The organism is Kitasatospora sp. NBC_01560 (assembly GCF_045208415.1).
GTDB lineage: Bacteria > Actinomycetota > Actinomycetes > Streptomycetales > Streptomycetaceae > Kitasatospora.
Genome location: NZ_CP109364.1, coordinates 5721065 through 5745759, shown reverse-complemented (window position 1 = coordinate 5745759; position 24695 = coordinate 5721065). Strand labels below are relative to the sequence as shown.

Below are 24695 nucleotides of genomic sequence, written 5' to 3'. Positions count from 1 at the left end.
GCGGGCTCACCGAACGTCATGGACTGCTCACTCATCGGGTATGACTGGTTCAACGAGTGATCGTCGGCCCCGTCCCGGGCCCCGGTCGCCCGGCCGCAAGTCCCGCACGGTCCCGACCGCCGCCCTCCCCGGGCGGCGCACCCGAGAAGGGGTGTGAGCCGCCATGGCTTTGTCCATCTCCGCAGCCATGCTGATGCTGGTCATCGTGGTGGTGCTGATCCGCCGGTCCGGCCTGAAGCTCGCGCACGCCATCGTCTGCGCGCTGCTCGGCTTCTACCTGGCGTCCAGCTCCATCGCCCCGTCGATCAGCCAGGTCACCAGCAACCTCGCCGGGATGATCAACGGCCTGAAGCTCTGACCTCCACCGCGCGGTCGTTAGGCTTCCTCCCATGACTACCGGCCGCCGCCTGCTCCTGGTCCACGCCCACCCCGACGACGAGTCGATCGGCAACGGCGCGACGATGGCCAGGTACGCCGCCGAGGGCGCCCGGGTGACCCTGGTGACGTGCACCCTGGGCGAGGGCGGCGAGGTGATCCCGCCGGAGCTGGCCCACCTGACGGCGGACCGCGACGACACCCTGGGGCCCCACCGGATCGGCGAGCTGACCGACGCCATGCGCGCGGTCGGCGTCGCCGATTTCCGCTTCCTCGGCGGCGCCGGCCGCTACCGGGACTCCGGGATGATGGGCCTCCCCGAGAACGACGCCCCCGGCTGCTTCTGGCAGGCCGACGTGGACGAGGCCGCCGGCCACCTGGTCGCGGTGGTCCGCGAGGTGCGACCGCAGGTGCTGGTCACCTACGACGAGAACGGCGGCTACGGGCACCCCGACCACATCCAGGCGCACCGGGTCGCGATGCGCGCCCACGACCTGGCCACCGACCCGGCGTACCGGCCCGAGCTCGGCCCGGCCTGGCGGATCGCCAAGGTGTACTGGAACCGGATGCCCCGCTCGGTGCTCGCCGAGGGCCTGGCCCGGACGGCCGCCGGGGCGAGGTTCCCCGGCGTCGCCCAGCCGTCCGACGTCCCCGGCGTGGTGGACGACGGCGTGGTCACCACCGTGCTGGACGGCACCGCCCAGGCGGGCCGGAAGGCCGCCGCGATGGCCGCGCACGCCACCCAGATCACCGTGGCCGGCGACGCGTTCGCGCTCTCCAACGACCTCGGCCAGCCGCTGATCGCCACCGAGTACTACCAGCTGGTGCGCGGCCAGGCCGGTCCGCGGCAGCCGGAGGACGACCTCTTCGCCGGCCTGGACACCACCGCGGACGACGCCCCCACGAGCACCGGCACAGCCGCGCGCACAGCCGGCCGCACTCCCGCAGACCGCACCCCCGCCGACCACCGCAATGCAGACCGCCGCACCGAGGAGAGCACCCGATGACCGAGCCGGCCACGAAGCAGCCGCCGCGCCGCTCGATCCCGGCGGCCGTCCTCGGCACCCGGAACGAGCGGCTGAACGAGCCCCAGCCCCCGCTGATCGGGCGGATCGCGGCATATGTCCTGTTCTTCCTGCTGGGCATCGCGGTATCGGTGTGCGGAGCATTTGTGCAGGCCTTGTGGCCACCCGTGGGAGTCCTGCTGGCCCTCGCCGCGACCGCCGCGACCTTCTACGCGGGCCTGCGGGTGACCGGCACCCGGCTCGGCGCGGCACTGCCGGCGGCCGGCTGGTTCCTCGCCCTGCTGCTCCTGATGGTCCCTCGGCCGGAGGGGGACAATGTGCTCTGGACCAATGCCACGTCGCTCGCCTGGCTGTTCGTCGGATCCATCCTGGGCGTGATCTGCGCCACCCTGCCGACCCGGACCAGCTGGTTCCCCGGGGTGCCCGGCCCCCCGCGCTGACCACCCCGGCGGGCCGCGTACGGTACCGCGTACGACGAGCAGTCAGGACCACACGGTCGTACTCTCATACCGGAGGAACCGGACGTATCAGGTTCTATCCGAACCGGTTCACCGCTCAGTTCTTCCCAGTATGGTGGTGCCGCAGAACGCCGTACCCGACCGCCGCCCGCCCGCCAGGCCCGGCGCCCACGAACCCGCGGTCGCGCCGCACGGCCCGCCCGCGAACCCGGAGCAGAGCAGCATTGAGCAGCCGCGAATCTGAGAACGCCCACCCGACGCCTCGGCGCACGGGCCCGGACGCCTACCCGTCGGGCACCCCGCCCTACGGCACTCCGGGTTTCCCAGGCGGCGACCGCGCGGGTGCCGGCGCCGGCCAGGGCTCCGCGCCGGGCGACGAGGACGAGGCCCCGAAGACCGAGACCACGCTCACCACGCGGGTCCGGATCAACATCCCCGGCTCGCGTCCGATCCCGCCGGTGGTGGTCCGCTCGACCGTCAAGAACGAGGACGGCCCCGGCGAGGACACCCCGCCGGCCGCCCCCGAAGCGGCCGGCCCCCGGCACCGCTCGGCCGCGGCCACCTCCCCCGTGCTCGGGGTGATGGAGGGCGGCGCCCGGACGGCCACCCCGCCGAACCTGCCGCCCGAGTGGGAGATCCCGCCGGCCACCTCCGAGTCGGAGTCCACCGGCGCCTGGTTCCGGCCGCGCCAGAAGAAGGGCTCGGCCACCGAGCCCGCCCCGGTCCCGGCCGGCACCCAGGGCGCGCCCGCGCCCGCTGCGGCCGCACCGGCGCCCGGCGCCGAGGCCCGGCCGAACGGCACCCGCCCGCAGGGCGCCGAGCGCCGGCAGCAGGGCCCGGCCGCGGGCCGCTCGAACGGCCGCCCGGTGCCCGCACAGGCCGCCCCCGCGCCCGCCCCGCGCCCGACCGGCGCGCCCGCCTCGCCGTTCGCCCCCGGCCCGGACGCCCAGGCCGACGAGGCCGGCGTGTACGAGGAGAACCCGTTCGCCCCGGCCGACCCGTTCGCCGTCTCCGCCGACCCGTTCGCCCCGGCCGACCCGTTCGCCGCGGGCGGCGCGCTGCCGCGCCGCAACCCGCAGGGCCAGGGCCGCCCGGCCGGCGCCGTCCCGGGCTCCCCCGCGGCCCCCGGTGCACCCGGGATGCCCGGCGCGGCGAACCCGGAGGACACCTCGGTCGACGGCTTCCGGCCGATCCGCGAGGACACCCCGCCGCCCACCGCCATATCCGGCGCGCAGCAGAACGGCCACGGCGGCCCGCAGAACGGCCGCTCCCAGCCGGGCCTGTTCGCCTCGGCCCCCGCCGGTGCGGACCCGTTCGCCGCCCAGCGGCCCGCGGGCGGCACCGACCCGTTCGGCACCGCCGCCCCGGGCGGCCTCTTCCCCGGCGCCCCCGGCCGCCAGGGCGAGCCCGCCGCCCCCGCCGACCCGTTCGGCACCGCCGCCGCCACCCGGCCGCAGCCGGGCCCCGGCACGGAGGACCCGTCCGCCCCCGCCCCGGCGCCCGCTCCCCGGCCGGCCGAGCCCAAGGCCGCGACCCCGGCACCCAAGCGTGGCGGCGGCGGCAAGAAGCTGGTCAAGCTCGGTGTCTACGGCATCGGTGGCGTGCTCTTCCTCGGCGCCGCCGCGTACGGCACCGGCCTCATGCTCAACCAGTCGGACATCCCCAAGGGCACCGTGGTGCTCGGCACCGACATCGGTGGCAGCAACCGCGACCAGGCGATCCACCAGCTCGACGACAGCGTCGGCAAGGCCGGCCAGCAGCCGGTCAAGCTGAAGGTCGGCGACCAGGCGGTCGACCTCGACCCGGCCGTCGCCGGACTGAGCTTCGACACCACGGCCACCGTGGACCGGCTCACCCAGCACTCGTACAGCCCGGTCGACGTGATCACCTCGCTGAAGGGCGACGAGAAGGCCGTGCCGCCGGAGGTCAAGGTGGACCGGGCCAAGCTCAAAGCGGCCCTGGACGCCCTGGCCACCGGCTCCGGCCAGGGCCTCAGCGAGGGCTACGTCAAGTTCGGCGACTCCGGCGAGCCGGTCGTGGTGCCCGGCAAGGCCGGCCAGGCGGTCGACTCCGCCTCCGCCGTCGACCAGGTCGAGCAGGCCTACCGCGACCGCGCCGCCGGCAAGCCCGAGCAGCCCGTCGCGCTCACCGTGACGGCCGCCCAGCCCAAGGTCTCCACGCAGGCCCTGCAGGCCGCCGCGGACAGCCTCGGCAAGTCCGCCGTCAACGGCAAGATCCACCTCGTGGCCGGCGCCAAGACCTGGGACTTCGGCCCGAAGACCGCCCCCAAGACGCTCACCCTGGTACCCGACGCGGCCGGCAAGATCGTGCCCAAGTGGGACTTGGACGCGCTGAACGGCCAGCTGGGCAGTGTGTTCGACAAGGTGAAGGTCAAGAAGAACGGCCAGACCGCCGTGATCACCCCGCAGGACGTCGCCGACGCCATCACCTCGGTGATGGACAAGACCGGCGACAAGGACCGCACCTTCAAGTTCACCACCGCCTGAGCCACTGCCCGCACGACCGCCGCCCGGGCCACCGCCCGGGCCCCGGTCCGGCAGGTTCTTCCGAGGGGTGGGCCCGATCCGGGCCCACCCCTCGACAATTGCGCTCCACGGTCAGCAAGATGTGACGCCACACCACCCGCACCACCTGTCACATCTGCATCGGGAGAACCGCCATGGGCCGCCGCCGCCACCTGTCACGCCGCACGGCCCTGCTCGCCTGTCTCAGCGCCGTCTCGCTGACGCTCTGCGCCTGCGGCAACGGCGCCGACAGCGGCCAGGCCCTCCCGAGCACGCTGGAGACGCCCAAGCTCACCACCGTCGACGTCAACCCGCACGGGCGCGCCGAACTGCGCCAGGGCGGCACCCTGCACGTCGCGGTCGCCCAGTACTCCACCCAGTGGTCGCCGATCCAGACCGACGGCACCGAGTCCTCCACCGTCACCATCACCAAGCCGCTGCTGCCGACCTTCTTCCGCTCCGACGCGGCCGGCACCCAGACCGTCAACCCGGCCTACTTGCAGGACGCCCGCTCCGAACTCCGGGACGGCCACCAGGTGGTGACCTGGACGCTCAACCCGAAGGCCCGGTGGTCCGACGGCACCCCGATCACCTGGCGCGACATCGAGGCCAACTGGCGCGCGCTGAACGGGAACGACCCGGCCTTCAAGTCGTCCAGCAGCACCGGCTTCGAGCTGGTCACCGCGGTCGAGAAGGGCAAGGACGACTTCCAGGCGGTGATGACCTTCGACCGGCCGTTCTCCGAGTGGCAGTCGATGTTCAACGGCGCCGCCAACGCCCCGCTGCTGCCCGCGAGCCGGCTCGCCACCCCGGAGCTGTTCAACACCGCCTACCTGGACGCGATCCCGGTCACCGCGGGGCCGTTCAAGGTCGAGAAGATGGACCGGGCGGCGCAGACCGTCTCCCTGGTCGCCGACCCGGCCTGGTGGGGCGAGAAGCCGCTGCTGGACCGGATCGTCTTCCACGCGATGCTGCCCGACGCGATGGCCTCCGCCTTCGCCAAGGGGGACGTCGACCTCTTCAACAACGGCCCCGACGTGGCGGGTTACCAGCTGATCAAGAGCACCCGGGGGGCCGCCGTCCGCCGGGCCGGCGGGCCGGACTTCCGCCAGTTCACGCTGAACAGCAAGAGCCCCGCGCTGTCCGACCAGGCCGTCCGCCAGGCCGTGTTCCAGGCCATCAACCGGGACACCATCACCCGCTCCGACCTCAACGGCCTGGACTGGCCCACCGTCACCCTCAACAACCACCTGCTGGTCGCCAACCAGAACGCCTACCGGGACAACTCCCTCGGCCTCAGCCGCTACGACCCGGCCGACGCCGTCCGCAAGCTCGACGCGGCCGGCTGGAAGCTCGACGGCGACGTCCGGAAGAAGGACGGCAAGGAGCTGAACCTGCGGATGGTCATCCCGGCCGGCGTCACCCAGGCCCGGAACGAGGCCGAGGTCACCACCCGGATGCTCAAGGACGTCGGGATCAAGCTCACCACCGTCACCGCCAGCCCGAACGAGTTCTTCGACAAGTACGTCAACCGGCGGGACTTCGACCTCGCCGCCTACTCGCTGCTCGGCACGCCCTTTCCCGCCAGCGGCAGCCGGGCCAACTTCGTCCAGAACGGCGGGACCAACCACTCCCAGGCCGGCAGCCCGGCCGTCGACGCCGCACTCGACCGGGCCGCGGCCGCGACCGACGCCGCCACCGCCTTCGAGGCCATCAACCAGGCCGACGGCGAGCTGTGGAAGGTCGCCGGCGTCCTGCCGCTCTACCAGCGCCCGCAGTTGTACGGTGCCCGCGCCAACCTGGCGAACATCGGCGCCCAGGGCCTCTCCGACATCGTCTGGGAGAACGTCGGCTTCACCAAGTGAGCCGCCCGGCCGGGGGCTTCAGCACCTGACCGGCCGGGAGCTTCACCACCCGACCGCCCGGCCGGGCCCGGAACCGCGCGCTCCGGGCCCGGCCGTCCGCACGGTCAGCCCGCGCCGATCACGTCCCGCACCTCGGCGAAGTGGCAGGCCGACTCGTGCGCGGCCGGCCCGGTCAGGCCGGGCGGCGCCGCCAGCAGCGGCACCTCGGTGGAGCAGCGCTCCTGCGCCTTCCAGCAGCGGGTGCGGAACCGGCAGCCGGACGGCGGGTTGGCCGGCGAGGGCAGGTCGCCGCTGAGCAGGATGCGCTCGCGCTGCTCACGGCCGGTCGGGTCCGGCACCGGCACCGCGGAGAGCAGCGCCTGGGTGTACGGGTGGGTCGGGTGGGAGTAGATCTCGTCCTCCGTCCCGATCTCGACCAGCTTGCCGAGGTACATCACACCGACCCGGTCGGAGATGTGCCGGACGATCGAGAGGTCGTGCGCGATGAACATGTACGACAGCCGGAACTCGCTCTGCAGCTGCTCCAGCAGGTTGATCACCTGCGCCTGCACCGAGACGTCCAGGGCGGAGACCGGCTCGTCGCAGATGATCACCTCCGGCTTGAGCGCGAGGCCGCGGGCGATGCCGATGCGCTGGCGCTGGCCGCCGGAGAACTGGTGCGGGTACCGGTTGATGTACTCCGGATTCAGGCCGACCACGTCCAGCAGGTCCTGGACGGCCTTGCGGCGGTCGCCCTTCGGCGCCACCTCCGGGTGGATCTCGAACGGCTCCCCGACGATGTCACCGACGGTCATCCGCGGGTTCAGCGAGGTGTACGGGTCCTGGAACACCATCTGGATGTTGCGCCGCACCGCCTTCAGCCCGGCCCCGGAGAGCCGGGTGATGTCCTCGCCCTTGAACAGCACCTGGCCCGCGGTGGCCCGCTCCAGGTTCATCAGCACCTTGGCCAGCGTGGACTTTCCGCAGCCCGACTCGCCGACGATACCCAGCGTCTCCCCCTTCGCGAGCTCGAAGGAGACGCCGTCCACCGCCTTCACGGCGCCGACCTGCTTCTTGAGCACGATGCCCTGGGTCAGCGGGTAGTACTTGACCAGCTCCTTGACCTCCAGGATGGGCTCAGCCATGGAGGGTCTCCTTCCAGAAGTGGCAGGCGCTGCGGCGGCCCGGCAGTTCCTCCCCGGCGGCGCCCAGCACCGGGAGCAGCCGCGGCGGCTCGGTGCGGCAGCGGTCCACCGCGCGGTCGCAGCGCGGGTTGAACGCGCAACCCTCGGGGACGCGCAGCAGGCTCGGCGGCAGGCCCTGGATGGCGTAGAGGCTCTGGCCCTTCTGGTCCAGCCTCGGGATCGAGCTGAGCAGTCCGCGGGTGTACGGGTGGGCCGGCCGCGCGTACAGCTCGTGCACGGGTGCCGTCTCGACGATCCGGCCCGCGTACATCACCGCGATCTTGTCCGCGACGTCGGCCACCACGCCGAGGTCGTGGGTGATCAGGATCAGCCCCATGTTGAACTCGGCCTGCAACTCGGCGAGCAGGTCCATCACCTGGGCCTGGACGGTGACGTCCAGCGCGGTGGTGGGCTCGTCCGCGATGATCAGGTCCGGCTCCAGGGAGAGCGCCATGGCGATCATGATGCGTTGGCGCATGCCACCGGAGAACTGGTGCGGGTAGTCACCGACGCGCTGCCGGGCGGCGGGGATGCGCACCCGCTCCATCAGCTCGACGGCCCGCTCCTTCGCCTCCTTGCGGGAGGCCCCCTGGTGCACCCGGAACATCTCGCCGAGCTGGTAGCCCACGGTGAGCACCGGGTTCAGCGAGGACAGCGCGTCCTGGAAGATCATCGCGATCTTCCGCCCGCGCACCGCCCGGCGGGCCTTGGCTCCCATGGTCAGCAGGTCGTCGCCGCGGAACCGGATCGAGCCCGCGGTGATCCGCCCGGGCGGCATGTCCAGGATGCCCATGATCGCCTGCGCGGTCACCGACTTGCCCGAGCCGGACTCCCCCAGCACCGCGAGCGTCTCCCCGGCCGCGACCGAGTAGCTCACCCCGTTCACGGCCTTGGCCACACCGTCCCGGGTGTGGAACTCGATGTGGAGGTCGTCGACCTCCAGCAGCGGGGTGCCGGGCACCAGTTGTTCCCGTCCGCCGCCCAGCACCTCCACGGCGTCCAGGCGCGGCACCGCGCCCTTCGACGGCCTCGACGGCCTCGTCACGTCACTCATTCTCGCCAGCCCTCCTCAGCGCAGCTTCGGGTCGAGGGCGTCGCGGACCGCGTCGCCGAGCATGATGAACGCCAGCACGGTGATGCTCAGCACGACGGCCGGGAAGAGCAGCACGTGGGGCGCGGTCAGGAAGCGGGACTGCGCATCGCTGATCATCAGGCCCCAGGAGATCGCCGGGGACTGGATGCCGATGCCCAGGTAGGAGAGCGCGGCCTCGGCACCGATGTAGACGCCCAGGTTGATGGTCGAGACCACGATCACCGGCGCGATCGCGTTCGGCAGGATGTGCCGGCTGACGATCCGCCCGGTGCCGGCACCCAGGGCGCGGGCCGCGACCACGTAGTCGTTGTGCTTGTTGGAGAGCACCGCCGAGCGCATCAGCCGGTAGATCTGCGGCCAGCCGAGCACCGCCATCACCGCGGAGACCGTCCAGGCGTTGCCCTTGCCCCAGGTCGACATGATCAGCATGCCGCCGAGCAGCAACGGGATGGCGAAGAAGATCTCGGTGATCCGGGAGAGGGTGCTGTCCCAGAGCCCGCCGGTCCAGCCCGCCCAGAGACCGAGCGTGCCGCCGACGCCGACCACCAGGGTGGTGGTCAGGATGCCGACGATGATGGAGTTCCGGGCGCCCCAGACGGTGCGGGTGTAGATGTCGCAGCCCTGCACGTCGAAGCCGAACCAGTGGTCGGCGCTGGGCCGCTTCAGCGACTGGCTCAGGTCGCAGAAGCCGGCCGAGCTCGGGTCCCCGTCCGTGAACAGGTTCGGGGCGACGGCGAGCGCCACCATGAAGACCACCAGGAATCCGCCGATCAGGAACAGCGGGTTGCGCCGGAGGTCGTACCAGGCGTCGGTCCAGAGGCTGGCGACCCGCTCGCCGCCCTTGCCGTCGCGGCCGCCCCCACCGTCCTTGGTGAGCGTCGCGGCCCCCGCGGAGCCGGAGCCGGAGCCGGAGCCCGAGCCGGGCTGACCGGCCTGACCGGGGATCGTCGCCGTCGGGTCGTCGCGCTTCGTCGGCTCACTCATAGCGGATCCTCGGGTCCAGGACGGCGTACATCAGGTCGACGACCAGGTTGGCGAACAGGTAGACCAGCACCAGGGCGCTCACGATGCCCACCACGATGGTGCGTTCGCGCAGGTAGACGGACTGGAAGAGCTGGTGCCCGACACCCGGGATGTTGAAGATCCCCTCGGTGATCACCGCACCGCCCATCAGCCCGCCGAGGTCCATCCCCAGGAAGGTGACGATCGGGATCAGCGCGTTGCGCAGCCCGTGCCGGACCACCACCCGGAACGGGCCGAGCCCCTTGGCCACCGCCGTCCGCACGTAGTCGGCCCGCATCACCTCGATCAGGCTGGTCCGGGTGAGCCGGGCGACGTACGCCAGCGAGGTGGAGGCGAGCACGAAGGCCGGCAGCAGGTAGGACCGGAAGCCCGCCTCCTCGTTGAAGGAGACCGGGAAGAAGTCGATGCCGTAGTCGGTGTTGAGCTTCACCCCGAGCAGCAGCTGGAGCACGAAGCCGATCACGAAGGTCGGGATGGAGATGACCATCAGGGTCGAGATCAGCACCAGGTTGTCGATGAACCGGCCCCGCCGCAGCGCGGCGACCACGCCGGCGGTGATGGCCACCACCATCTCGATGACGAGGGCGGTGACGGCCAGGTTGATGGTGTACGGGAAGGCCCGGGTCATCACGTCGACCACCGCGTTGCCGCGGTAGTCCTCGCCGAAGTCGCCCTTGAACAGCCCGACCAGGTAGTCCCAGTACTGGATGAAGAACGGGTCGTCCAGGTGGTAGCGGTCCCGCAGGACGGCCACCACCGCGGGGTCCGTGCGCTTCTCACCGGCCAGTGCCGTGATGGGATCGCCCGGCAGCAGGAAGACCAGTGCGTAGATCAGGAACGTCGCGCCGAGGATCACAGGTATGGCCTGGATGATCCGGCGGACCACATAGCGGCCCATGCGGCCTCCTCGTGGCTCGGGGCACGCCGGGGGCGGGCGGCGCGGGGGTTGCCCGCGCCGCCCGGCGGGACGTACCGGTCGGCTGGGTCGCGATCAGGCGAGTTCGACGTTGGCGAAGTCGATGCGGTTCTGGGCGTCGACCACCACGTTCTTCACGTCCTTGGTGTAGGCCGCGGACAGCATGTAGGTGTAGACCGGGATGTACGGCAGCTCCTTGATCAGCACGTCGTCGGCCTGCTGGTAGAGCTTGATGCCCTCCGCGTCGGTCTTCGCGCTGTCGGCCCTGGCGAGCAGGCTCTCGAAGTCCTCGTTGACGTAGCCGCCGTAGTTGGAGCCGTTGTCGATGGCGATCTTGGAGAAGATCGGCCGCAGGTAGTTCTCGATCGACGGGTAGTCCATCTGCCAGGCCACCCGGAAGGCCCCGGAGTACTTGTGCTCGCCCAGCGCGGTGAGGATCGCGCCGAACTTCTCGAACGGCTTGAAGGTGACGTCGACGCCGAGGTTGTTCTTCAGCTGGTTGCCGACGGCCTCGATCCACTCCTTGTGGCCGCCGTCGGCGTTGTAGCCGATCTCCATGGTGTTCCCGGGCAGCCCGCCGGCCTGCTGGAACAGCTCCTTGGCCTTCGCCGGGTTGTACTTGGCGGCGTCGCCGAGCGCGCCCTGCCGGTATCCCGGGATGATCGGGCTGACGAAGTCGTCGGCCGGCTTGCGGGTGCCGGAGAAGATCGTCCGGGTGATCGCCTCGCGGTCGATCGCCATCGAGATCGCCTTGCGGATCTCCGGCTTCGCGAACGCCGGGTTGGTCGAGATCGGGAATCCGAGGTAACCGATCCCGGATTCCGGCTTGTAGATGTAGCGGTCACCGAACTCCTGGGCGACGCTCGCCATCGCGGAGACCGGCAGCTTGTTGGTGATCTGGATGTTGTCCGCACGCAGGTCGTTGTACGCGGTTTCCAGCTTGTCGTAAATCTTGAAGGTGACGGAATCCAGCTTGGCCTTTCCGTCGGCCGCCGGGAAGTTTTCGTACCGCTTCACCTTGATCTGCTTGTTGTGCTCCCACTTGCCGTCCATCTGGAACGGCCCGTTGCCGATCGGCGCATCCTCGAACGCCTTCGGGTCGGTGAAGAAGGCCTTCGGCAGCGGGTAGAACGCGGTGTAGCCGAGCATGGTCTTGAACTGCGAGAACGGCGCCTTGAGGGTGACGGTGAAGGTCCGGTCGTCGACCACCTTCAGGCCCTTGAGCTCCTTCGCCGAGGGCTTCTTGTCCTTGCCCGGCGCCAGCTCGTCGGAGCCGAGGATCTTGTCGAAGAAGGGCAGCGCCTCCTGCGCGTTGTCCTGGTTCGCCCCGTAGTTCCACGCGTCGACGAAGTTCTGCGCGACGAGCTTCTCGCCGTTGTGGAAGGTGTAGCCGTCCTTGAGCTTGATCGTCCAGGTGGTCGAGTCGGCGCTCTCGATCGACTCGGCGGCCCGCAGCTGGGGCGAGTTGTCCTTGCGGTCGTACTCGACGAGGCCGGCGAAGAGCGTCGCGAGGACCTGCGCCCCCTCGGACTCCGCGGTGTTCTGCGGCACCAGGCCGTGTTGCGGCTCACCCGACTCGACGCTGATCGAGCCGCCCTTCTTGCCGGACGCGCCGCCTGCCTCGGAGGACTTCTTGTCGCTGCCGGTGGTGCACGCGGAGATCGCCAGCGCGGTGCAGGCTGCGAGCGCGGTCCAGCGCATCGTCTTGGTGAGCCTCATTCAACTGCTCCTCGTTTTAGGGGCTTACGAACGAACGGCGCCCCGCCACCCGGTGTTTCCGGGCACGGCAGGAGTCGACATCTCAGGGCCGATCCGCACAGTTGGCGAGGTGACCACTGATACGCGCAGAGCAACTATCGATCGTCGGACCCCTCCGGTGGAATCCACGTCACATATCTTTTCAATTACATGCTCAGGCCAAGTCATGACATTGCTCGCCAAATTCCTGCATATCGCGCAGACCCCCCTTGAAACATCTTCCGAATAGCGAACACAAACCTCCGGTATTCGATGCTTTACGGAGCGTAATGATCGCCCCGGCGCCGGGAATTCCCGGTGTTCGGGCAGCACAACGCAAGGGCGCGCCCTCCATGAGGAGGACGCGCCCTTGGTTCGGGATGCGGACGGTGGCGTCAGCCGCTTTCCGGGGCCGCCGGGCCCTGGTCGTCAGCGGGGCCGGCAGGGCTCTGCCCGCCCGCGGGCGGGGCACCGGGGCCGCCGCCCGGGCCGGTGGAAGGCCCGGCACCCGGCCCCTGGCCGGTCTCGCGCCCCGCCGCGCTCTGCCCGACCTCGCGCCCCGCCGCGCTCTGCCCGACCTCGCGCCCCGCCGCGCTCTGCTCAATCTCGCGCTCCGCCGCACTCTGCTCAATCTCGCGCTCCGCCGCGAAGTGACACGCCGACTCGTGCTGCGCGAGCCCCACCAGCCACGTCGGCGCGGCCAGCAGCGGCACCTCCACCGCACACCGCTCCTGCGCCTTCCAGCAGCGGGTGCGGAACCGGCAGCCGGACGGCGGGTTGGCCGGCGAGGGCACGTCCCCGGTGAGCACGATCCGGTCCCGGGTCTCACGCGCCGTCGGGTCCGGTACCGGCACCGCGGAGAGCAGCGCCTGGGTGTACGGGTGCGTGGCGTTCTCGTAGATCTCCAGGTCGGTCCCGATCTCGACCATCCGGCCGAGGTACATCACGCCGACGCGGTCGGAGATGTGCCGGACGATGGAGAGGTCGTGCGCGATGAACATGTACGAGAGGTTGAACTCGCCCTGGAGCTGCTCCAGCAGGTTGATCACCTGCGCCTGGACGGAGACGTCCAGGGCGGAGACCGGCTCGTCGCAGATGATGATCTCGGGCTTGAGCGCGAGGCCGCGGGCGATGCCGATGCGCTGGCGCTGGCCGCCGGAGAACTGGTGCGGGTACCGGTTGATGTACTCCGGGTTCAGGCCCACGACGTCCAGCAGGTCCTGGACGGCCTTGCGGCGGTCGCCCTTCGGCGCCACCTCGGAGTGGATCTCGAACGGCTCGCCGATGATGTCACCGACGGTCATCCGCGGGTTCAGCGAGGTGTACGGGTCCTGGAACACCATCTGGATGTTGCGGCGCACCGCCTTCAGGCCGGCGCCGGAGAGCCGGGAAATCTCCTCGCCCTTGTAGCGCACCGACCCTCCGGTGGCCGGCTCCAGGTTCATCAGCACCTTGGCCAGCGTGGACTTCCCGCAGCCGGACTCGCCGACGATGCCCAGCGTCTCGCCCTGGACCAGGTCGAAGGAGACCCCGTCCACCGCCTTCACGGCGCCGACCTGCTTCTTGAAGAGGATGCCCTTGGTCAGCGGGAAGTGCTTGACCAGGTCCCGGACTTCGAGGATCGGCTCGCCGGGCGGCACCTCCTGGGCGAACGCGATCTCCTCCGGCACCGGCGGCCCCAGCGCACTGGCCCCGTTAGCGGTCATGGAGGGTCTCCTTCCAGAAGAAGCAGGCGCTGCCGCGCCCGGCCACCGCGGTGCCGTCCTCCTCGGTGACCGGGAACAGCTCAGGCACCTCGGCCCGGCAGACGGCCTGGGCCCGCGGACAGCGGGGGTTGAACGCGCAACCCGGCGGGATCCGCAGCAGGTTGGGTGGCAGGCCCTTGATCGCGTAGAGCTCCTGGCCCTTCTGGTCCAGGCGCGGGATCGAGTCCAGCAGGCCGCGGGTGTACGGGTGGGCCGGCCGCGCGTACAGCTCGTGCACCGGGGCGGTCTCGACGATCCGGCCCGCGTACATCACGGCGATCTTGTCCGCGACGTCGGCGACCACGCCGAGGTCGTGGGTGATCAGGATCAGCCCCATGTGGTACTCGGCCTGGAGCTCGGCGAGCAGGTCCATCACCTGGGCCTGGACGGTGACGTCCAGGGCGGTGGTGGGCTCGTCCGCGATGATCAGGTCCGGCTCCAGGGCCAGTGCCATGGCGATCATGATGCGCTGGCGCATGCCGCCGGAGAACTGGTGCGGGTAGTCGTTGACCCGCTGCCGGGCGGCGGGGATGCGCACCCGGTCCATCAGCTCGACGGCCTTCTCCTTCGCCGCCTTGCGCGACGTCCCGTGGTGGGCGCGGAACATCTCGCCGAGCTGGAACCCGACGGTGAGCACCGGGTTCAGCGAGGACAGCGCGTCCTGGAAGATCATCGCGATCTTCTGGCCGCGGATCTTCCGCCGCTCCTCCCGGCCCATCGTCAGCATGTCCTGGCCGCGGAACCGGATCTCCCCCTTGGGGATGCGGGCCGGCGGCATGTCCAGGATGCCCATGATCGCCTGCGCGGTCACCGACTTGCCCGAGCCGGACTCCCCCAGCACCGCGAGCGTCTCCCCCGCGCGCACGCTGTAGTTGACCCCGTTGACCGCTCTCGCCACCCCGTCCCTGGTGACGAACTCGACGTGCAGGTCACGGACGTCGAGCAGCGGCCCCTCGTAGGGCGTCTCCCGCTGCGGCTTGCCCGTGTCGACAGCTGTGGTCACGATGCGTCCCCTCGCTCAGCGAAGCTTCGGGTCGAGGGCGTCGCGGACCGCGTCGCCCAGCATGATGAAGGCCAGCACCGTGATGGAGAGCGCCGCGGCCGGGAAGAAGAGCACGTACGGCGCCGTCCGGATCACCTTCTGGGCGGAGGCGATGTCGATGCCCCAGGAGATGGTCGGGTCCTGCAGCCCGATGCCGAGGAAGCTCAGGGTGGCCTCGGTCGCGATGTAGCCGCCCAGGGCGATGGTGGCGACGACGATCACCGGCGCGAGCGCGTTCGGCAGGATGTGCCGGAACATCAGCCGCCCGGTGCCCGCGCCGAGTGCCCGGCCGGCCATCACGTAGTCGGCCTGTTTGACGGTCAGGACGGCGCCGCGCATGACGCGCGCGATCTGCGTCCAGCCGAGGACGGCCAGGGCGACGACCACGCTCCACACCGTGCGGGCGGAGAAGGCGCCCAGCAGGACGAGTGCGCCGAGCAGCAGCGGGATGCCGAAGAAGATGTCGATGATGCGGGAGATCACGGCGTCCACCGCGCCGCCGAAGTATCCGGCCACCATGCCGGTCAGCCCGCCGAGCAGGGTGACCCCGAGGGTCACGAAGATGCCGACGGTGATCGAGGCCCGGGCCCCGTAGACCACCCGGGCGTAGATGGAGCGGCCCTGGCCGTCGTAGCCGAACCAGCCGGCGCCGAAGAAGTCCGTCCAGTCCGGGCGCTTGAGGAAGTTGTGGATCAGGTCGGCCTGGCGCGGGTTGGCGTCCGTGAACGCCCAGGGGAAGATCGACATCACGATCAGCAGCAGGATCAACAGCGCCGAGATCACGAAGATCGGCCGCCGGCGGAGGTCCCGCCAGGCGTCGCCCCAGAGGCTGCGGGCCTCCTCCCGCTTCGCCGGGTCCGCCTCGACCAGGGTCTCCTGCTCGACCGCCATGCCCTGCTCGCCGGCGTAGTCGAGGTGATCGACACCGGGCGCCGGGTGCGGCTTGAACTCGCCGTCGTCATGCAGGTCAGGCATAGCGGATCCTCGGGTCCAGGACCGCGTAGAGCAGGTCGACGATCAGGGAGGCGACCAGGTAGACGATCACCAGGACGGTCACGATGCCCACCACGGTGGGGCCCTCCTTCTGGTTGATCGCCCGGTACAGGACGTTGCCGATGCCCTGCACGTTGAAGATCCCCTCGGTCACGATCGCGCCGCCCATGAGCGCGCCGAGGTCGGTGCCGAGGAAGGTGACCACCGGGATCAGCGAGTTGCGCAGCAGGTGCCGGGAGATGATGGTCCGCCGCGGGAGGCCCTTGGCCACCGCGGTGCGCATGTAGTCGGCCCGCAGGTTCTCCCCGATCGACGTCCGGGTGAGCCGGGCGACGAACGCGAGGGAGAGCGAACCCAGCACGATCGCGGGCAGGATCAGCTGGGAGAGGTCCTTGGAGTTCTGGACGGTCGGGGTGACCCAGCCCAGGTTGGTCGCGAAGATCGTCTGGGCGATGTAGGCGAGCACGAACACCGGGATCGAGATCACCACCAGGGTCAGGATCAGCACCAGGGTGTCCTGGATGCTGCCCCGCTTGAGGCCGGAGACCAGACCGAGCGCCAGCCCGACGACCAGCTCGAAGGCGAAGGCCATCAGCGCCAGCCGGATGGTGACCGGGAAGGCGTCCGCCATGATGTCGGTGACGGACCGCCCGGTGAAGCTCGTCCCGAAGTCGCCCTGGAACAGGTTCCCCATGTAGTGCAGGTACTGCTTCCACAGCGGCTGGTCGAGGTAGTAGCGGTGCTTCAGGTTGGCCACCACCGCCGGGTCGGCGGCCTTGTCCCCGAACAGCGCCGCGACCGGGTCGCCCGGCAGCGTGTAGACCATCAGGAAGATCAGGAATGTGGAGCCGAAGAACACCGGGATCATCTGCAGCACCCGCCGCAGCACGTAACTTCCCATCCGAGCCTCCTTCCTAGGTGACGGGTCGGCCCGTGACCGGGTGCGGCGGGCCGTTGGACCGAGTGCCCGGGCCCCGCCCCCCGTGCGGGGAGGGCGGGGCCGCGCGGGGCCGGGCCCCTCACCCCCGGCCGGGGGCCGGGAGGTGCCCCCGGCCCGGCGGGCGGGCGGGGAGGGGGATCAGCCCTTGACCTCGACCTGGGTCCAGGCCGGGTTGCCGAAGGAGTCGAACGCCACGTTCTGGACGTTGCTGGAGTAGCCCGAGTTGGTGCGGTAGTACCAGAGCGGGATGGCGGGCATGTCCTGCGCCAGCACCGCCTCGGCCTGCTGGTAGCCGGTCACCGAGGCCTGGACGCTGTCGGCCTGGTCCGCCTGGGTGGACAGCTGGTCGAACTGCGCGCTGCTGTAGCCGAAGTCGTTGGACGCGGCGCCGGTGCGGTAGACGTCGGCGAGGAAGTTGGCGTTCAGCGGGTAGTCCTGCACCCAGCCGGTCCGGAACATGCCGTCGATCTGGTGACCGGTGATCGCCGCCCGGGCGGTCTTGAAGTCGGGCTTCGGGTCACCCGTGCAGTCCACGCCGGTGCTCTGCCGGATCGAGTTGCAGACCGCGTCGACCCACTCCTTGTGGCCGCCGTCCGCGTTGTACGTGATGCTCAGCTTGTTGCCCGGGATGCCGCCGCCCTGAGCGATCATCTGCTTGGCCTTGTCCGCGTTGAAGGTGCAGAAGTCACCGCACTGGCCCGCCTTGTAGCCCTCGACGCCCTCGGCGACCCAGGAGCTGGCGGGCGCGCGCGATCCCTGGAGCACCGTCTTGGTGATGGTGTCGCGGTCGATCGCCATCGAGATGCCCTGGCGGACCTGCGCCTTCTCCGGCGCGGCCCAGTCCGCCTGGTAGAGCGTGAAGCCGACGTTCTGGATGGCGCCCTGCGGGGAGTCGATCGCCCGGTCGCCCAGGTCGCTCTTGTAGGTGGCCAGCGCGGACGGCGGCACCTGGTCCATCACGTCCAGGTTGTTGGACTGCAGGTCGGCGTACGCGGCCTCGGCGGTGCTGTACATCTTGAAGACGACGCCGCCGTTCTTCGGCTTGTCGACGCCCTGGTAGTTCGGGTAGGTCTTGGTGACCACCTGCTGGTTGTGGTCCCAGCTGACGAACTGGTAGGGGCCGTTGCCGACGGGCTTCTGGCCGTACCCGGCCGGGTCGTTGAAGAAGCCGTCCGGCAGCGGGGAGAAGGCGATGTAGCCGAGCTTGTACTCGAAGTACGAGACCTTGTTCCGCAGCTTGATGGTGAAGTGCGTGTCGTCCACGACGGTCAGGCCGGACATCTTGGTCGCGGCCGGCTGGCCGCTGGCCGGGTGGACGTCCTGGTAACCCTCGATGTCGGAGAACCAGGAGCTGTTGATCTGGTTGTTGCTGGTGGTGGCGCCCCAGTTCCAGGCGTTGACGAAGTTGCTCGACTTGACCGGCGAGCCGTCGTGGAACGTCCAGCCGCTCTTCAGCGTGACGTTGAAGGTCTGCGAGTCGCTGGTGTCGATCGTGTCCGCGACCTGCATCCGGATCTTGGCGTTGCTCGGGTCGTAGTCGACCAGGCCCTTGAAGAGGTTCTGGATGATGCGACCGCCACCGGTCTCGTTCGCGTTCGCCGGCTGCAGCGGGTTCTGCGGCTCGCTGCTCTGGTAGCTGAAGGTCTTGCTGGTGTCGGACGAACTGCTGCCGCCGCCGCTGCTGCTGCACCCGCTGGCCACCAGGGCCACGGACGTCGCACCGGCGAGGACCCAACGAGCACGGGGGGCTGCGGGCATGGAGGTCCCTCCTCAAGGTGTGTGTCGCATCACACCCCATGAGAAGCGCGCCCGTGCGGCGGCGCGAGCCAGGTACCCCCGGATGGGTGCACCGCACCCTCTGGGCGAGTTGACGGAACACCGGAAGGGCCCGCGGCGGGTGGCCGCGGGCCCTTCCGGGGGAACGCCTCGGGGATCAGACGGCGGCGGCCGTCTCCCGGACCTCGGCGAAGTGGCAGGCCGACTCGTGCTTGGCCGGGCCGCTCAGCACCTCGGGCACCGCCAGCAGCGGGATCTCGGTGGAGCAGCGCTCCTCCGCCTTCCAGCAGCGGGTGCGGAACCGGCAGCCGGACGGCGGGTTGGCCGGCGAGGGGATGTCGCCGGTCAGGATGATCCGGTCGCGGGTCTCGCGCGCCGTCGGGTCCGGCACCGGCACCGCGGAGAGCAGCGCCTGGGTGTACGGGTGCGTGGCGTTCTCGTAGATCTCCTCGTCGGTCCCGATCTCGACCATCTTGCCCAGGTACATCACGCCGACGCGGTCGGAGATGTGCCGGACGATGGAGAGGTCGTGCGCGATGAACATGTACGAGAGCTCGAAGTCGCTCTGCAGCTGCTCCAGCAGGTTGATCACCTGCGCCTGGACGGAGACGTCCAGGGCGGAGACCGGCTCGTCGCAGATGATGATCTCGGGCTTGAGCGCGAGGCCGCGGGCGATGCCGATGCGCTGGCGCTGGCCGCCGGAGAACTGGTGCGGGTACCGGTTGATGTACTCCGGGTTCAGGCCCACGACGTCCAGCAGGTCCTGGACGGCCTTGCGGCGGTCGCCCTTCGGCGCCACCTCGGAGTGGATCTCGAACGGCTCGCCGATGATGTCACCGACGGTCATCCGCGGGTTCAGCGAGGTGTACGGGTCCTGGAACACCATCTGGATGTTGCGGCGGACGGCCTTGAGGCCGGCACCGCTCAGCTTGGAGATGTCCTCGCCCTTGAACAGGACCTGGCCGGAGGTGGCCCGCTCCAGGTTCATCAGGACCTTGGCCAGCGTCGACTTGCCACAGCCGGACTCACCGACGATGCCGAGGGTCTCACCCTTGGCCAGCTCGAAGGAGATGCCGTCGACGGCCTTGACGGCGCCGACCTGCTTCTTGAAGAGGATGCCCTGGGTCAGCGGGTAGTGCTTGACCAGGTCCTTGACCTCCAGGATGGGCTCAGCCATGGAGGGTCTCCTTCCAGAGGTGGCACGCGCTGCGGCGGCCGGTGAGCTCCTTGCCGTCCTTGTCCGTCACCTGGTGCAGCGTCGGGATCTCCGTGCGGCACAGGTCGGTGGCGACGTCACAGCGGGGGTTGAACGCGCAGCCGGCCGGCACCTTCAGCAGGTTCGGGGGCAGGCCCTTGATCGCGTACAGCTCCTGGCCCTTCTGGTCCAGGCGCGGGATCGAGCGGAGCAGGCCCTTGGTGTAGGGGTGCGCCGGGTTCGCGTACAGGTCGCGCACCGGGGCGGTCTCGACGATCCGGCCCGCGTACATCACGGCGATCTTGTCCGCGACGTCGGCGACCACGCCGAGGTCGTGGGTGATCAGGATCAGGCCCATGTTGTACTCGGCCTGCAGCTCGGCGAGCAGGTCCATCACCTGGGCCTGGACGGTGACGTCCAGGGCGGTGGTGGGCTCGTCCGCGATGATCAGGTCGGGCTCCATGGAGAGCGCCATGGCGATCATGATGCGCTGGCGCATGCCGCCGGAGAACTGGTGCGGGTAGTCGCCCACGCGCTGACGGGCGGCGGGGATGCGCACCCGCTCCATCAGCTCGATGGCCTTCTCCTTCGCCTCCTTCTTCGAGGCGCCGCGGTGCACCCGGAACATCTCGCCGAGCTGGGCTCCGACGGTCATCACCGGGTTCAGCGAGGACAGCGCGTCCTGGAAGATCATCGCGATCTTCTGGCCGCGGATCTGCCGGCGCTCCTCCTCCTTCATGGCCAGCATGTCCTGGCCGCGGAAGAGGATCTGGCCCTGGCTGATCCTGCCGGGCGGCATGTCGAGGATGCCCATGATGGTCTGGGCGGTCACCGACTTGCCGGAGCCGGACTCGCCGAGCACCGCCAGGGTCTCACCGGCGGCGACGGAGTAGTTGACGCCGTTCACTGCCTTGGCGACGCCGTCCCGGGTGTGGAACTCCACGTGGAGGTCCTTGACCTCCAGCAGCGGGGTGCCAACCTCAAGGCGGCCGGTCTTCTGGTTCTTCTCGATCACGGTGGTCATCGGGTCGTCACCTCTTCTCTCAGCGGAGCTTCGGGTCGAGGGCGTCGCGGACCGCGTCGCCGAGCATGATGAAGGCCAGCACGGTGACGCTCAGCACGGCCGACGGGAACAGCAGGACGTGCGGGGCGTTCAGGAAGCGCGGCTGCGCGTCGCTGATCATCAGGCCCCAGGAGATCTCCGGCGACTGCACGCCGATGCCCAGGTAGGACAGGGCGGCCTCGGCGCCGATGTAGACACCCAGGGAGATCGCGGCGATCACGATGACCGGCGCGATGGCGTTCGGCAGGATGTGCCGGAAGGTGATCCGGAGGCTGCTGGCACCGAGGGCACGGGCCGCCATCACGTAGTCGTTGTGCTTGTTGGACAGCACCGAGGCGCGCATGATGCGGAAGATCTGCGGCCAGCCGAGGACGGCCATCACGATCGACACGGTGTAGGCGTTGCCCTTGCCGAGCATCGACATGATCAGCATGCCGCCGAGCAGCAGCGGGATCGAGAAGAAGATCTCGGTGAAGCGGGAGAGGATGCTGTCGAGGATGCCGCCCTTCCAGCCGGCCAGCAGGCCGAGGAGGGCACCGACCACCGTGACCAGGAAGGTGGTCAGGACACCGACGATGATCGAGTTGCGGGCGCCCCACACCGTGCGGGTGTAGACGTCGCAGCCCTGCACGTCGAAGCCGAACCAGTGCTCGGCACTGGGCCGCTTCAGCGAGTCGGCGAGGTCGCAGGCGTTGCCGTCGAACGGGCTGCCGTCGGTGAACAGCTGCGGCACCGCGGAGAGCACCAGCAGGAAGAGGACCAGGGCCGCACCGATGATGAACACCGGGTTGCGACGCAGGTCGCGAACCGCGTCCGACCAGAGGCTGGCCACCCGCTCCTGCTTGGCAGCGGGCTCCGCGGACTGCGGACGGTTGTCTTCGGACGGGGCCTCGGAGCCCTTGGTGATGGTGTCACTCATAGCGGATCCTCGGGTCGAGCACGGCGTACAGCAGGTCCACGAACAGGGTGGTGATGAGGTAGATCATCACCAGGAGGGTCACCATGCCGACGATGACCGTGCCCTGCTTCTGGTACACGGACTGGGCGAGCAGACCGCCGATGCCGTGCATGTTGAAGATCTTCTCGGTGATGACCGCGCCACCCATCAGACCGCCGAGGTCGGCACCGAGGAAGGTGACGATCGGGATCAGTGCGTTGCGCAGCGCGTGGCGGCCGATCACCCGACGACGCTTCAGACCCTTGGCGACCGCGGTGCGGACGTAGTCCGCGCGCATGGTCTCCATCAGGCTGGTGCGGGTCAGGCGGGCCACGTACGCCAGCGAGGTGGACGCCAGCACGAAGGCCGGCAGCAGGTAGGCGCGGAGCCCGTCCTCCTCGTTGAAGGAGACCGGGAAGAAGTCGAAGCCGTAGTCGTTCTTGAGCTTCACGCCCAGCAGCAGCTGGAGGACGAAGCCGGTCACGAAGACCGGGATCGAGATGACGAACAGCGTGCTGATCAGCACCAGCTGGTCCAGGAACTTGCCCTTGCGAAGGGCCGCCATGACACCCGCCAACACACCGATGACCGCTTCGATGATGAAGGCCACCAGCGCGAGGTTCACGGTGTACGGGAACGCCTCACTGATCATGTCGCTCACGGAGCGACCGGTCAGGCTCTCGCCGAGGTCACCCTGGAACACGCCGGTGATGTAGTTCCAGTACTGGACGAGGAACGGGTCGTTCAGGTGGTACTTCTGGCGGATCATGTCCGCCACGATCGGGTCGGCTCGCTTCTCGCCGGCCAGCGCCTGCACCGGGTCACCGGGCAGGTAGTGGACCAGGGCGTAGATCAGCAGGGTCGCACCGATCAGGACAGGGATTGCCTGTATCAGTCGGCGGATCACATAGCGGCCCATCAGACCTCCATACTTTCGGACAAGGAAGGGAGGCGGGAGGACTCGGACTGTAGTCCGAGCCGCCCGCCCCCGTTCGTCTGACTACCGGATCAGCCGGCCATCTCGATCTGGGCCAGGTTCATACGACCCTGGGCGTCGACGTCGAAGTTCTTGATCTTCTTGCTGTACGCCGCGGACGACATGTAGCTGTACACCGGGATGTACGGCATGTCCTGGATCAGGACGTCGTCGGCCTGCTGGTACAGCTTGATGGCCTCGTCGTCCGTCTTGGCCTGGTCCGCCTGGTCCAGCAGGGTCTCGAACTTGTCGTTGACGTAGCCGCCGTAGTTCGAGCCGTTCTCGATCGCGACCTTGGAGAAGATCGGACGCAGGTAGTCCTCGATCGACGGGTAGTCCATCGACCAGGCCATGCGGAAGGCGCCCGAGTACTCCTTGGCACCCAGCGAGTCGAGGATCTTGCCGAACTTCTCGAACGGCTTGAAGGTGACCTCGACGCCGAGGTTCTTCTTCAGCTGGTTGCCGACCGCCTCGATCCACTCCTTGTGGCCACCATCGGCGTTGTAGCCCAGCTCGATGGTGTTGTTCGGGACGCCGCCGGCCGTGGTGAAGAGCTCCTTGGCCTTGGTCGGGTCGTACTTCGCCGCGTCACCCATGGCGCCCTTGCGGTAGCCCGGGATGAGCGGGTTGATGAAGTCGTCGGCCGGGACGCGGGTGCCCGAGAAGATGGTCTTGGTGATCGACTCCCGGTCGATCGCCATCGAGATCGCCTTGCGGATCTCCGGCTTGCCGTACGCGGCCGGGTTGGTGGTGATCGGGAAGCCGATGTAACCGACGCCCGAGTCCGGCTTGTAGATGTAGCGGTCGCCGAACTCGCTCTTCACCGAGGCCAGGGCCGAGATCGGGAGCTTGTCGGTGGCCTGGATGTTGTCGGCGCGCAGGTCGTTGTACGCGGTGTCCAGGTTGTCGTAGATCTTGAAGGTGACGCCCTGGAGCTTCGCCTTGCCGTCCGAGGCAGGGAAGTTCTCGTAGCGCTTGACCTTGATCTGCTTGTTGTGCTCCCAGGAGCCGTCCATCTCGAACGGGCCGTTGCCGATCGGCTTGTCGCCGAAGGCCTTCGGGTCCGCGTAGAACGCCTGCGGCAGCGGGTAGAACGGGTTGTACCCGAGCATGGTCTTGAACTGCGAGAACGGCGCGGAGAGGGTGACGGTGAAGGTCTTGTCGTCGACGACCTTCAGGCCCTTGAGCTCCTTGGTGGTGGGCTTCTTGTCCTTGCCCGGAGCCAGCTCCTCGGAGCCCTCGATCTTGGCGAAGAAGGGGAGGCCCTCGCCCGCGTTGTCCTGGTTGGCGCCCCAGTTCCACGCGTCCACGAAGGACTTGGCGGTGACCTTCTCGCCGTTGTGGAAGGTGTAGCCGTCCTTGATCTTGATCGTCCAGACCTTGCTGTCCGGGGACTCGATCGACTCGGCCACCCGCAGCTTCGGGGCGTTGGTCTTGAAGTCGTAGTCGACCAGGCCGGCGAAGAGCGCGCCCACGACCTCGGTGCCCTCGGACTCCGCGGTGTTCTGCGGAACCAGACCGTGCTGCGGCTCGCCCAGCTCGACGGCGATGCTGCCGCCACCGGACGAGGCCTTGCTGTCACTGCTCTTCGAGCTGGTGCTGCAAGCGGTCGCCGCGAGGGCGATCGCGGTCGCCGCGACAAGCCACTTGGTCTGGGTTGCACCGCGCATGGGGGATGCCTCCTGAAATCGACTTTCCAACGAGGAGAGCACTCCGGGCGACTGACGCCGCTTCCGTTGTGCCGTCCGCGCTCGTGGTTTCGGCGCGCACCCCTGCGCGTTAACCCTTGACCCGAGCCTGACTGGACCCACTATGTGTCACCCACGGACACGAAAGTGACCACTGCCG

At 69.5% G+C, this 24695-nt stretch carries 20 protein-coding genes; 5 read left to right on the top strand and 15 right to left on the bottom strand.

Annotated elements, in window-relative coordinates:
* Positions 1 to 163: 163 nt before the first annotated feature.
* The 5 genes from OH807_RS25115 (at position 164) to OH807_RS25095 (ending at position 6248) form a co-directional block, all read left to right on the top strand.
* Positions 164 to 358, top strand: a complete 195-nt coding sequence (locus OH807_RS25115; RefSeq protein WP_030307746.1) for a DUF2304 family protein — start codon at positions 164 to 166, stop codon at positions 356 to 358.
* 31 nt (positions 359 to 389) lie between these two features.
* On the top strand, positions 390 to 1382 hold the full coding sequence (gene mshB, locus OH807_RS25110) for an N-acetyl-1-D-myo-inositol-2-amino-2-deoxy-alpha-D-glucopyranoside deacetylase (protein ID WP_406202764.1): 993 nt from the start codon (positions 390 to 392) through the stop codon (positions 1380 to 1382).
* Positions 1379 to 1840: a DUF6113 family protein gene (locus tag OH807_RS25105; RefSeq protein ID WP_406202762.1), complete on the top strand. Its 462-nt coding sequence runs from the start codon at positions 1379 to 1381 to the stop codon at positions 1838 to 1840. Before mshB ends, OH807_RS25105 begins: the two co-directional genes overlap by 4 nt.
* A gap of 242 nt (positions 1841 to 2082) precedes the next feature.
* Positions 2083 to 4365, top strand: coding sequence for a peptidoglycan binding domain-containing protein (locus OH807_RS25100; protein ID WP_406202760.1), 2283 nt, complete (start codon positions 2083 to 2085; stop codon positions 4363 to 4365).
* 173 nt (positions 4366 to 4538) lie between these two features.
* Positions 4539 to 6248 (top strand): ABC transporter family substrate-binding protein, encoded by a 1710-nt coding sequence (locus OH807_RS25095; protein ID WP_406202758.1) that lies wholly within the window; start codon positions 4539 to 4541, stop codon positions 6246 to 6248.
* Positions 6249 to 6352: 104 nt separating this feature from the next.
* Here OH807_RS25095 and OH807_RS25090 read toward each other — a convergent pair whose 3' ends face one another.
* The 15 genes from OH807_RS25090 to OH807_RS25020 form a co-directional block, all read right to left on the bottom strand.
* Entirely contained in the window at positions 6353 to 7372 is a 1020-nt protein-coding gene (locus tag OH807_RS25090; protein ID WP_406202756.1) for an ABC transporter ATP-binding protein, read from the bottom strand.
* Positions 7365 to 8465 carry an ABC transporter ATP-binding protein gene (locus OH807_RS25085; RefSeq protein ID WP_406202754.1) on the bottom strand — a complete coding sequence of 367 codons (1101 nt, stop codon included), beginning with the start codon at positions 8463 to 8465 and terminating at the stop codon, positions 7365 to 7367. Before OH807_RS25085 ends, OH807_RS25090 begins: the two co-directional genes overlap by 8 nt.
* 15 nt (positions 8466 to 8480) lie before the next feature.
* Positions 8481 to 9488 carry an ABC transporter permease gene (locus tag OH807_RS25080; protein WP_406202752.1) on the bottom strand — a complete coding sequence of 336 codons (1008 nt, stop codon included), beginning with the start codon at positions 9486 to 9488 and terminating at the stop codon, positions 8481 to 8483.
* Positions 9481 to 10425 carry an ABC transporter permease gene (locus tag OH807_RS25075; RefSeq protein WP_406202750.1) on the bottom strand — a complete coding sequence of 315 codons (945 nt, stop codon included), beginning with the start codon at positions 10423 to 10425 and terminating at the stop codon, positions 9481 to 9483. The genes OH807_RS25080 and OH807_RS25075 overlap by 8 nt, the downstream gene beginning before the upstream one ends.
* A 93-nt stretch (positions 10426 to 10518) precedes the next feature.
* Positions 10519 to 12162, bottom strand: a complete 1644-nt coding sequence (locus OH807_RS25070; protein ID WP_406202748.1) for an ABC transporter substrate-binding protein — start codon at positions 12160 to 12162, stop codon at positions 10519 to 10521.
* A gap of 413 nt (positions 12163 to 12575) precedes the next feature.
* On the bottom strand, positions 12576 to 13886 hold the full coding sequence (locus OH807_RS25065; protein WP_406202746.1) for an ABC transporter ATP-binding protein: 1311 nt from the start codon (positions 13884 to 13886) through the stop codon (positions 12576 to 12578).
* Complete coding sequence (locus OH807_RS25060; RefSeq protein WP_406202744.1) at positions 13876 to 14928, bottom strand: ABC transporter ATP-binding protein; 1053 nt, start codon at positions 14926 to 14928, stop codon at positions 13876 to 13878. The genes OH807_RS25065 and OH807_RS25060 overlap by 11 nt, the downstream gene beginning before the upstream one ends.
* A gap of 15 nt (positions 14929 to 14943) precedes the next feature.
* Positions 14944 to 15942, bottom strand: coding sequence for an ABC transporter permease (locus tag OH807_RS25055; protein WP_406202742.1), 999 nt, complete (start codon positions 15940 to 15942; stop codon positions 14944 to 14946).
* Positions 15935 to 16861, bottom strand: a complete 927-nt coding sequence (locus tag OH807_RS25050; RefSeq protein ID WP_406202740.1) for an ABC transporter permease — start codon at positions 16859 to 16861, stop codon at positions 15935 to 15937. The genes OH807_RS25055 and OH807_RS25050 overlap by 8 nt, the downstream gene beginning before the upstream one ends.
* Before the next feature lie 177 nt (positions 16862 to 17038).
* Positions 17039 to 18658 carry an ABC transporter substrate-binding protein gene (locus OH807_RS25045; RefSeq protein ID WP_406202738.1) on the bottom strand — a complete coding sequence of 540 codons (1620 nt, stop codon included), beginning with the start codon at positions 18656 to 18658 and terminating at the stop codon, positions 17039 to 17041.
* A gap of 175 nt (positions 18659 to 18833) precedes the next feature.
* A complete protein-coding gene (locus OH807_RS25040; protein ID WP_406202736.1) occupies positions 18834 to 19853 on the bottom strand; it encodes an ABC transporter ATP-binding protein in 1020 nt (339 codons plus the stop codon).
* Positions 19846 to 20895 (bottom strand): ABC transporter ATP-binding protein, encoded by a 1050-nt coding sequence (locus OH807_RS25035; protein ID WP_406202734.1) that lies wholly within the window; start codon positions 20893 to 20895, stop codon positions 19846 to 19848. The genes OH807_RS25040 and OH807_RS25035 overlap by 8 nt, the downstream gene beginning before the upstream one ends.
* Before the next feature lie 19 nt (positions 20896 to 20914).
* Complete coding sequence (locus OH807_RS25030; protein WP_406202732.1) at positions 20915 to 21853, bottom strand: ABC transporter permease; 939 nt, start codon at positions 21851 to 21853, stop codon at positions 20915 to 20917.
* The gene (locus tag OH807_RS25025) at positions 21846 to 22790 is read right to left on the bottom strand and encodes an ABC transporter permease (protein WP_406202730.1); all 945 of its coding nucleotides are present in this window, start codon (positions 22788 to 22790) and stop codon (positions 21846 to 21848) included. The genes OH807_RS25030 and OH807_RS25025 overlap by 8 nt, the downstream gene beginning before the upstream one ends.
* 89 nt (positions 22791 to 22879) lie before the next feature.
* Positions 22880 to 24517: an ABC transporter substrate-binding protein gene (locus tag OH807_RS25020; RefSeq protein ID WP_406202728.1), complete on the bottom strand. Its 1638-nt coding sequence runs from the start codon at positions 24515 to 24517 to the stop codon at positions 22880 to 22882.
* Between the last annotated feature and the right edge of the window lie 178 nt (positions 24518 to 24695).

What these genes read in the sequence shown, in the direction of transcription:
- OH807_RS25085 (WP_406202754.1), bottom strand. Translation starts at nt 8,465, where the DNA reads ATGAGTGACGTGACGAGGCCGTCGAGGCCGTCGAAGGGCGCGGTGCCG.
- OH807_RS25020 (WP_406202728.1), bottom strand. Translation starts at nt 24,517, where the DNA reads ATGCGCGGTGCAACCCAGACCAAGTGGCTTGTCGCGGCGACCGCGATC.
- OH807_RS25030 (WP_406202732.1), bottom strand. Translation starts at nt 21,853, where the DNA reads ATGAGTGACACCATCACCAAGGGCTCCGAGGCCCCGTCCGAAGACAAC.
- OH807_RS25115 (WP_030307746.1), top strand. Translation starts at nt 164, where the DNA reads ATGGCTTTGTCCATCTCCGCAGCCATGCTGATGCTGGTCATCGTGGTG.
- OH807_RS25035 (WP_406202734.1), bottom strand. Translation starts at nt 20,895, where the DNA reads ATGACCACCGTGATCGAGAAGAACCAGAAGACCGGCCGCCTTGAGGTT.
- OH807_RS25075 (WP_406202750.1), bottom strand. Translation starts at nt 10,425, where the DNA reads ATGGGCCGCTATGTGGTCCGCCGGATCATCCAGGCCATACCTGTGATC.
- OH807_RS25080 (WP_406202752.1), bottom strand. Translation starts at nt 9,488, where the DNA reads ATGAGTGAGCCGACGAAGCGCGACGACCCGACGGCGACGATCCCCGGT.
- OH807_RS25105 (WP_406202762.1), top strand. Translation starts at nt 1,379, where the DNA reads ATGACCGAGCCGGCCACGAAGCAGCCGCCGCGCCGCTCGATCCCGGCG.
- OH807_RS25090 (WP_406202756.1), bottom strand. Translation starts at nt 7,372, where the DNA reads ATGGCTGAGCCCATCCTGGAGGTCAAGGAGCTGGTCAAGTACTACCCG.
- OH807_RS25045 (WP_406202738.1), bottom strand. Translation starts at nt 18,658, where the DNA reads ATGCCCGCAGCCCCCCGTGCTCGTTGGGTCCTCGCCGGTGCGACGTCC.
- OH807_RS25055 (WP_406202742.1), bottom strand. Translation starts at nt 15,942, where the DNA reads ATGCCTGACCTGCATGACGACGGCGAGTTCAAGCCGCACCCGGCGCCC.
- OH807_RS25065 (WP_406202746.1), bottom strand. Translation starts at nt 13,886, where the DNA reads ATGACCGCTAACGGGGCCAGTGCGCTGGGGCCGCCGGTGCCGGAGGAG.
- OH807_RS25095 (WP_406202758.1), top strand. Translation starts at nt 4,539, where the DNA reads ATGGGCCGCCGCCGCCACCTGTCACGCCGCACGGCCCTGCTCGCCTGT.
- OH807_RS25040 (WP_406202736.1), bottom strand. Translation starts at nt 19,853, where the DNA reads ATGGCTGAGCCCATCCTGGAGGTCAAGGACCTGGTCAAGCACTACCCG.
- OH807_RS25025 (WP_406202730.1), bottom strand. Translation starts at nt 22,790, where the DNA reads ATGGGCCGCTATGTGATCCGCCGACTGATACAGGCAATCCCTGTCCTG.
- mshB (WP_406202764.1), top strand. Translation starts at nt 390, where the DNA reads ATGACTACCGGCCGCCGCCTGCTCCTGGTCCACGCCCACCCCGACGAC.
- OH807_RS25070 (WP_406202748.1), bottom strand. Translation starts at nt 12,162, where the DNA reads ATGAGGCTCACCAAGACGATGCGCTGGACCGCGCTCGCAGCCTGCACC.
- OH807_RS25050 (WP_406202740.1), bottom strand. Translation starts at nt 16,861, where the DNA reads ATGGGAAGTTACGTGCTGCGGCGGGTGCTGCAGATGATCCCGGTGTTC.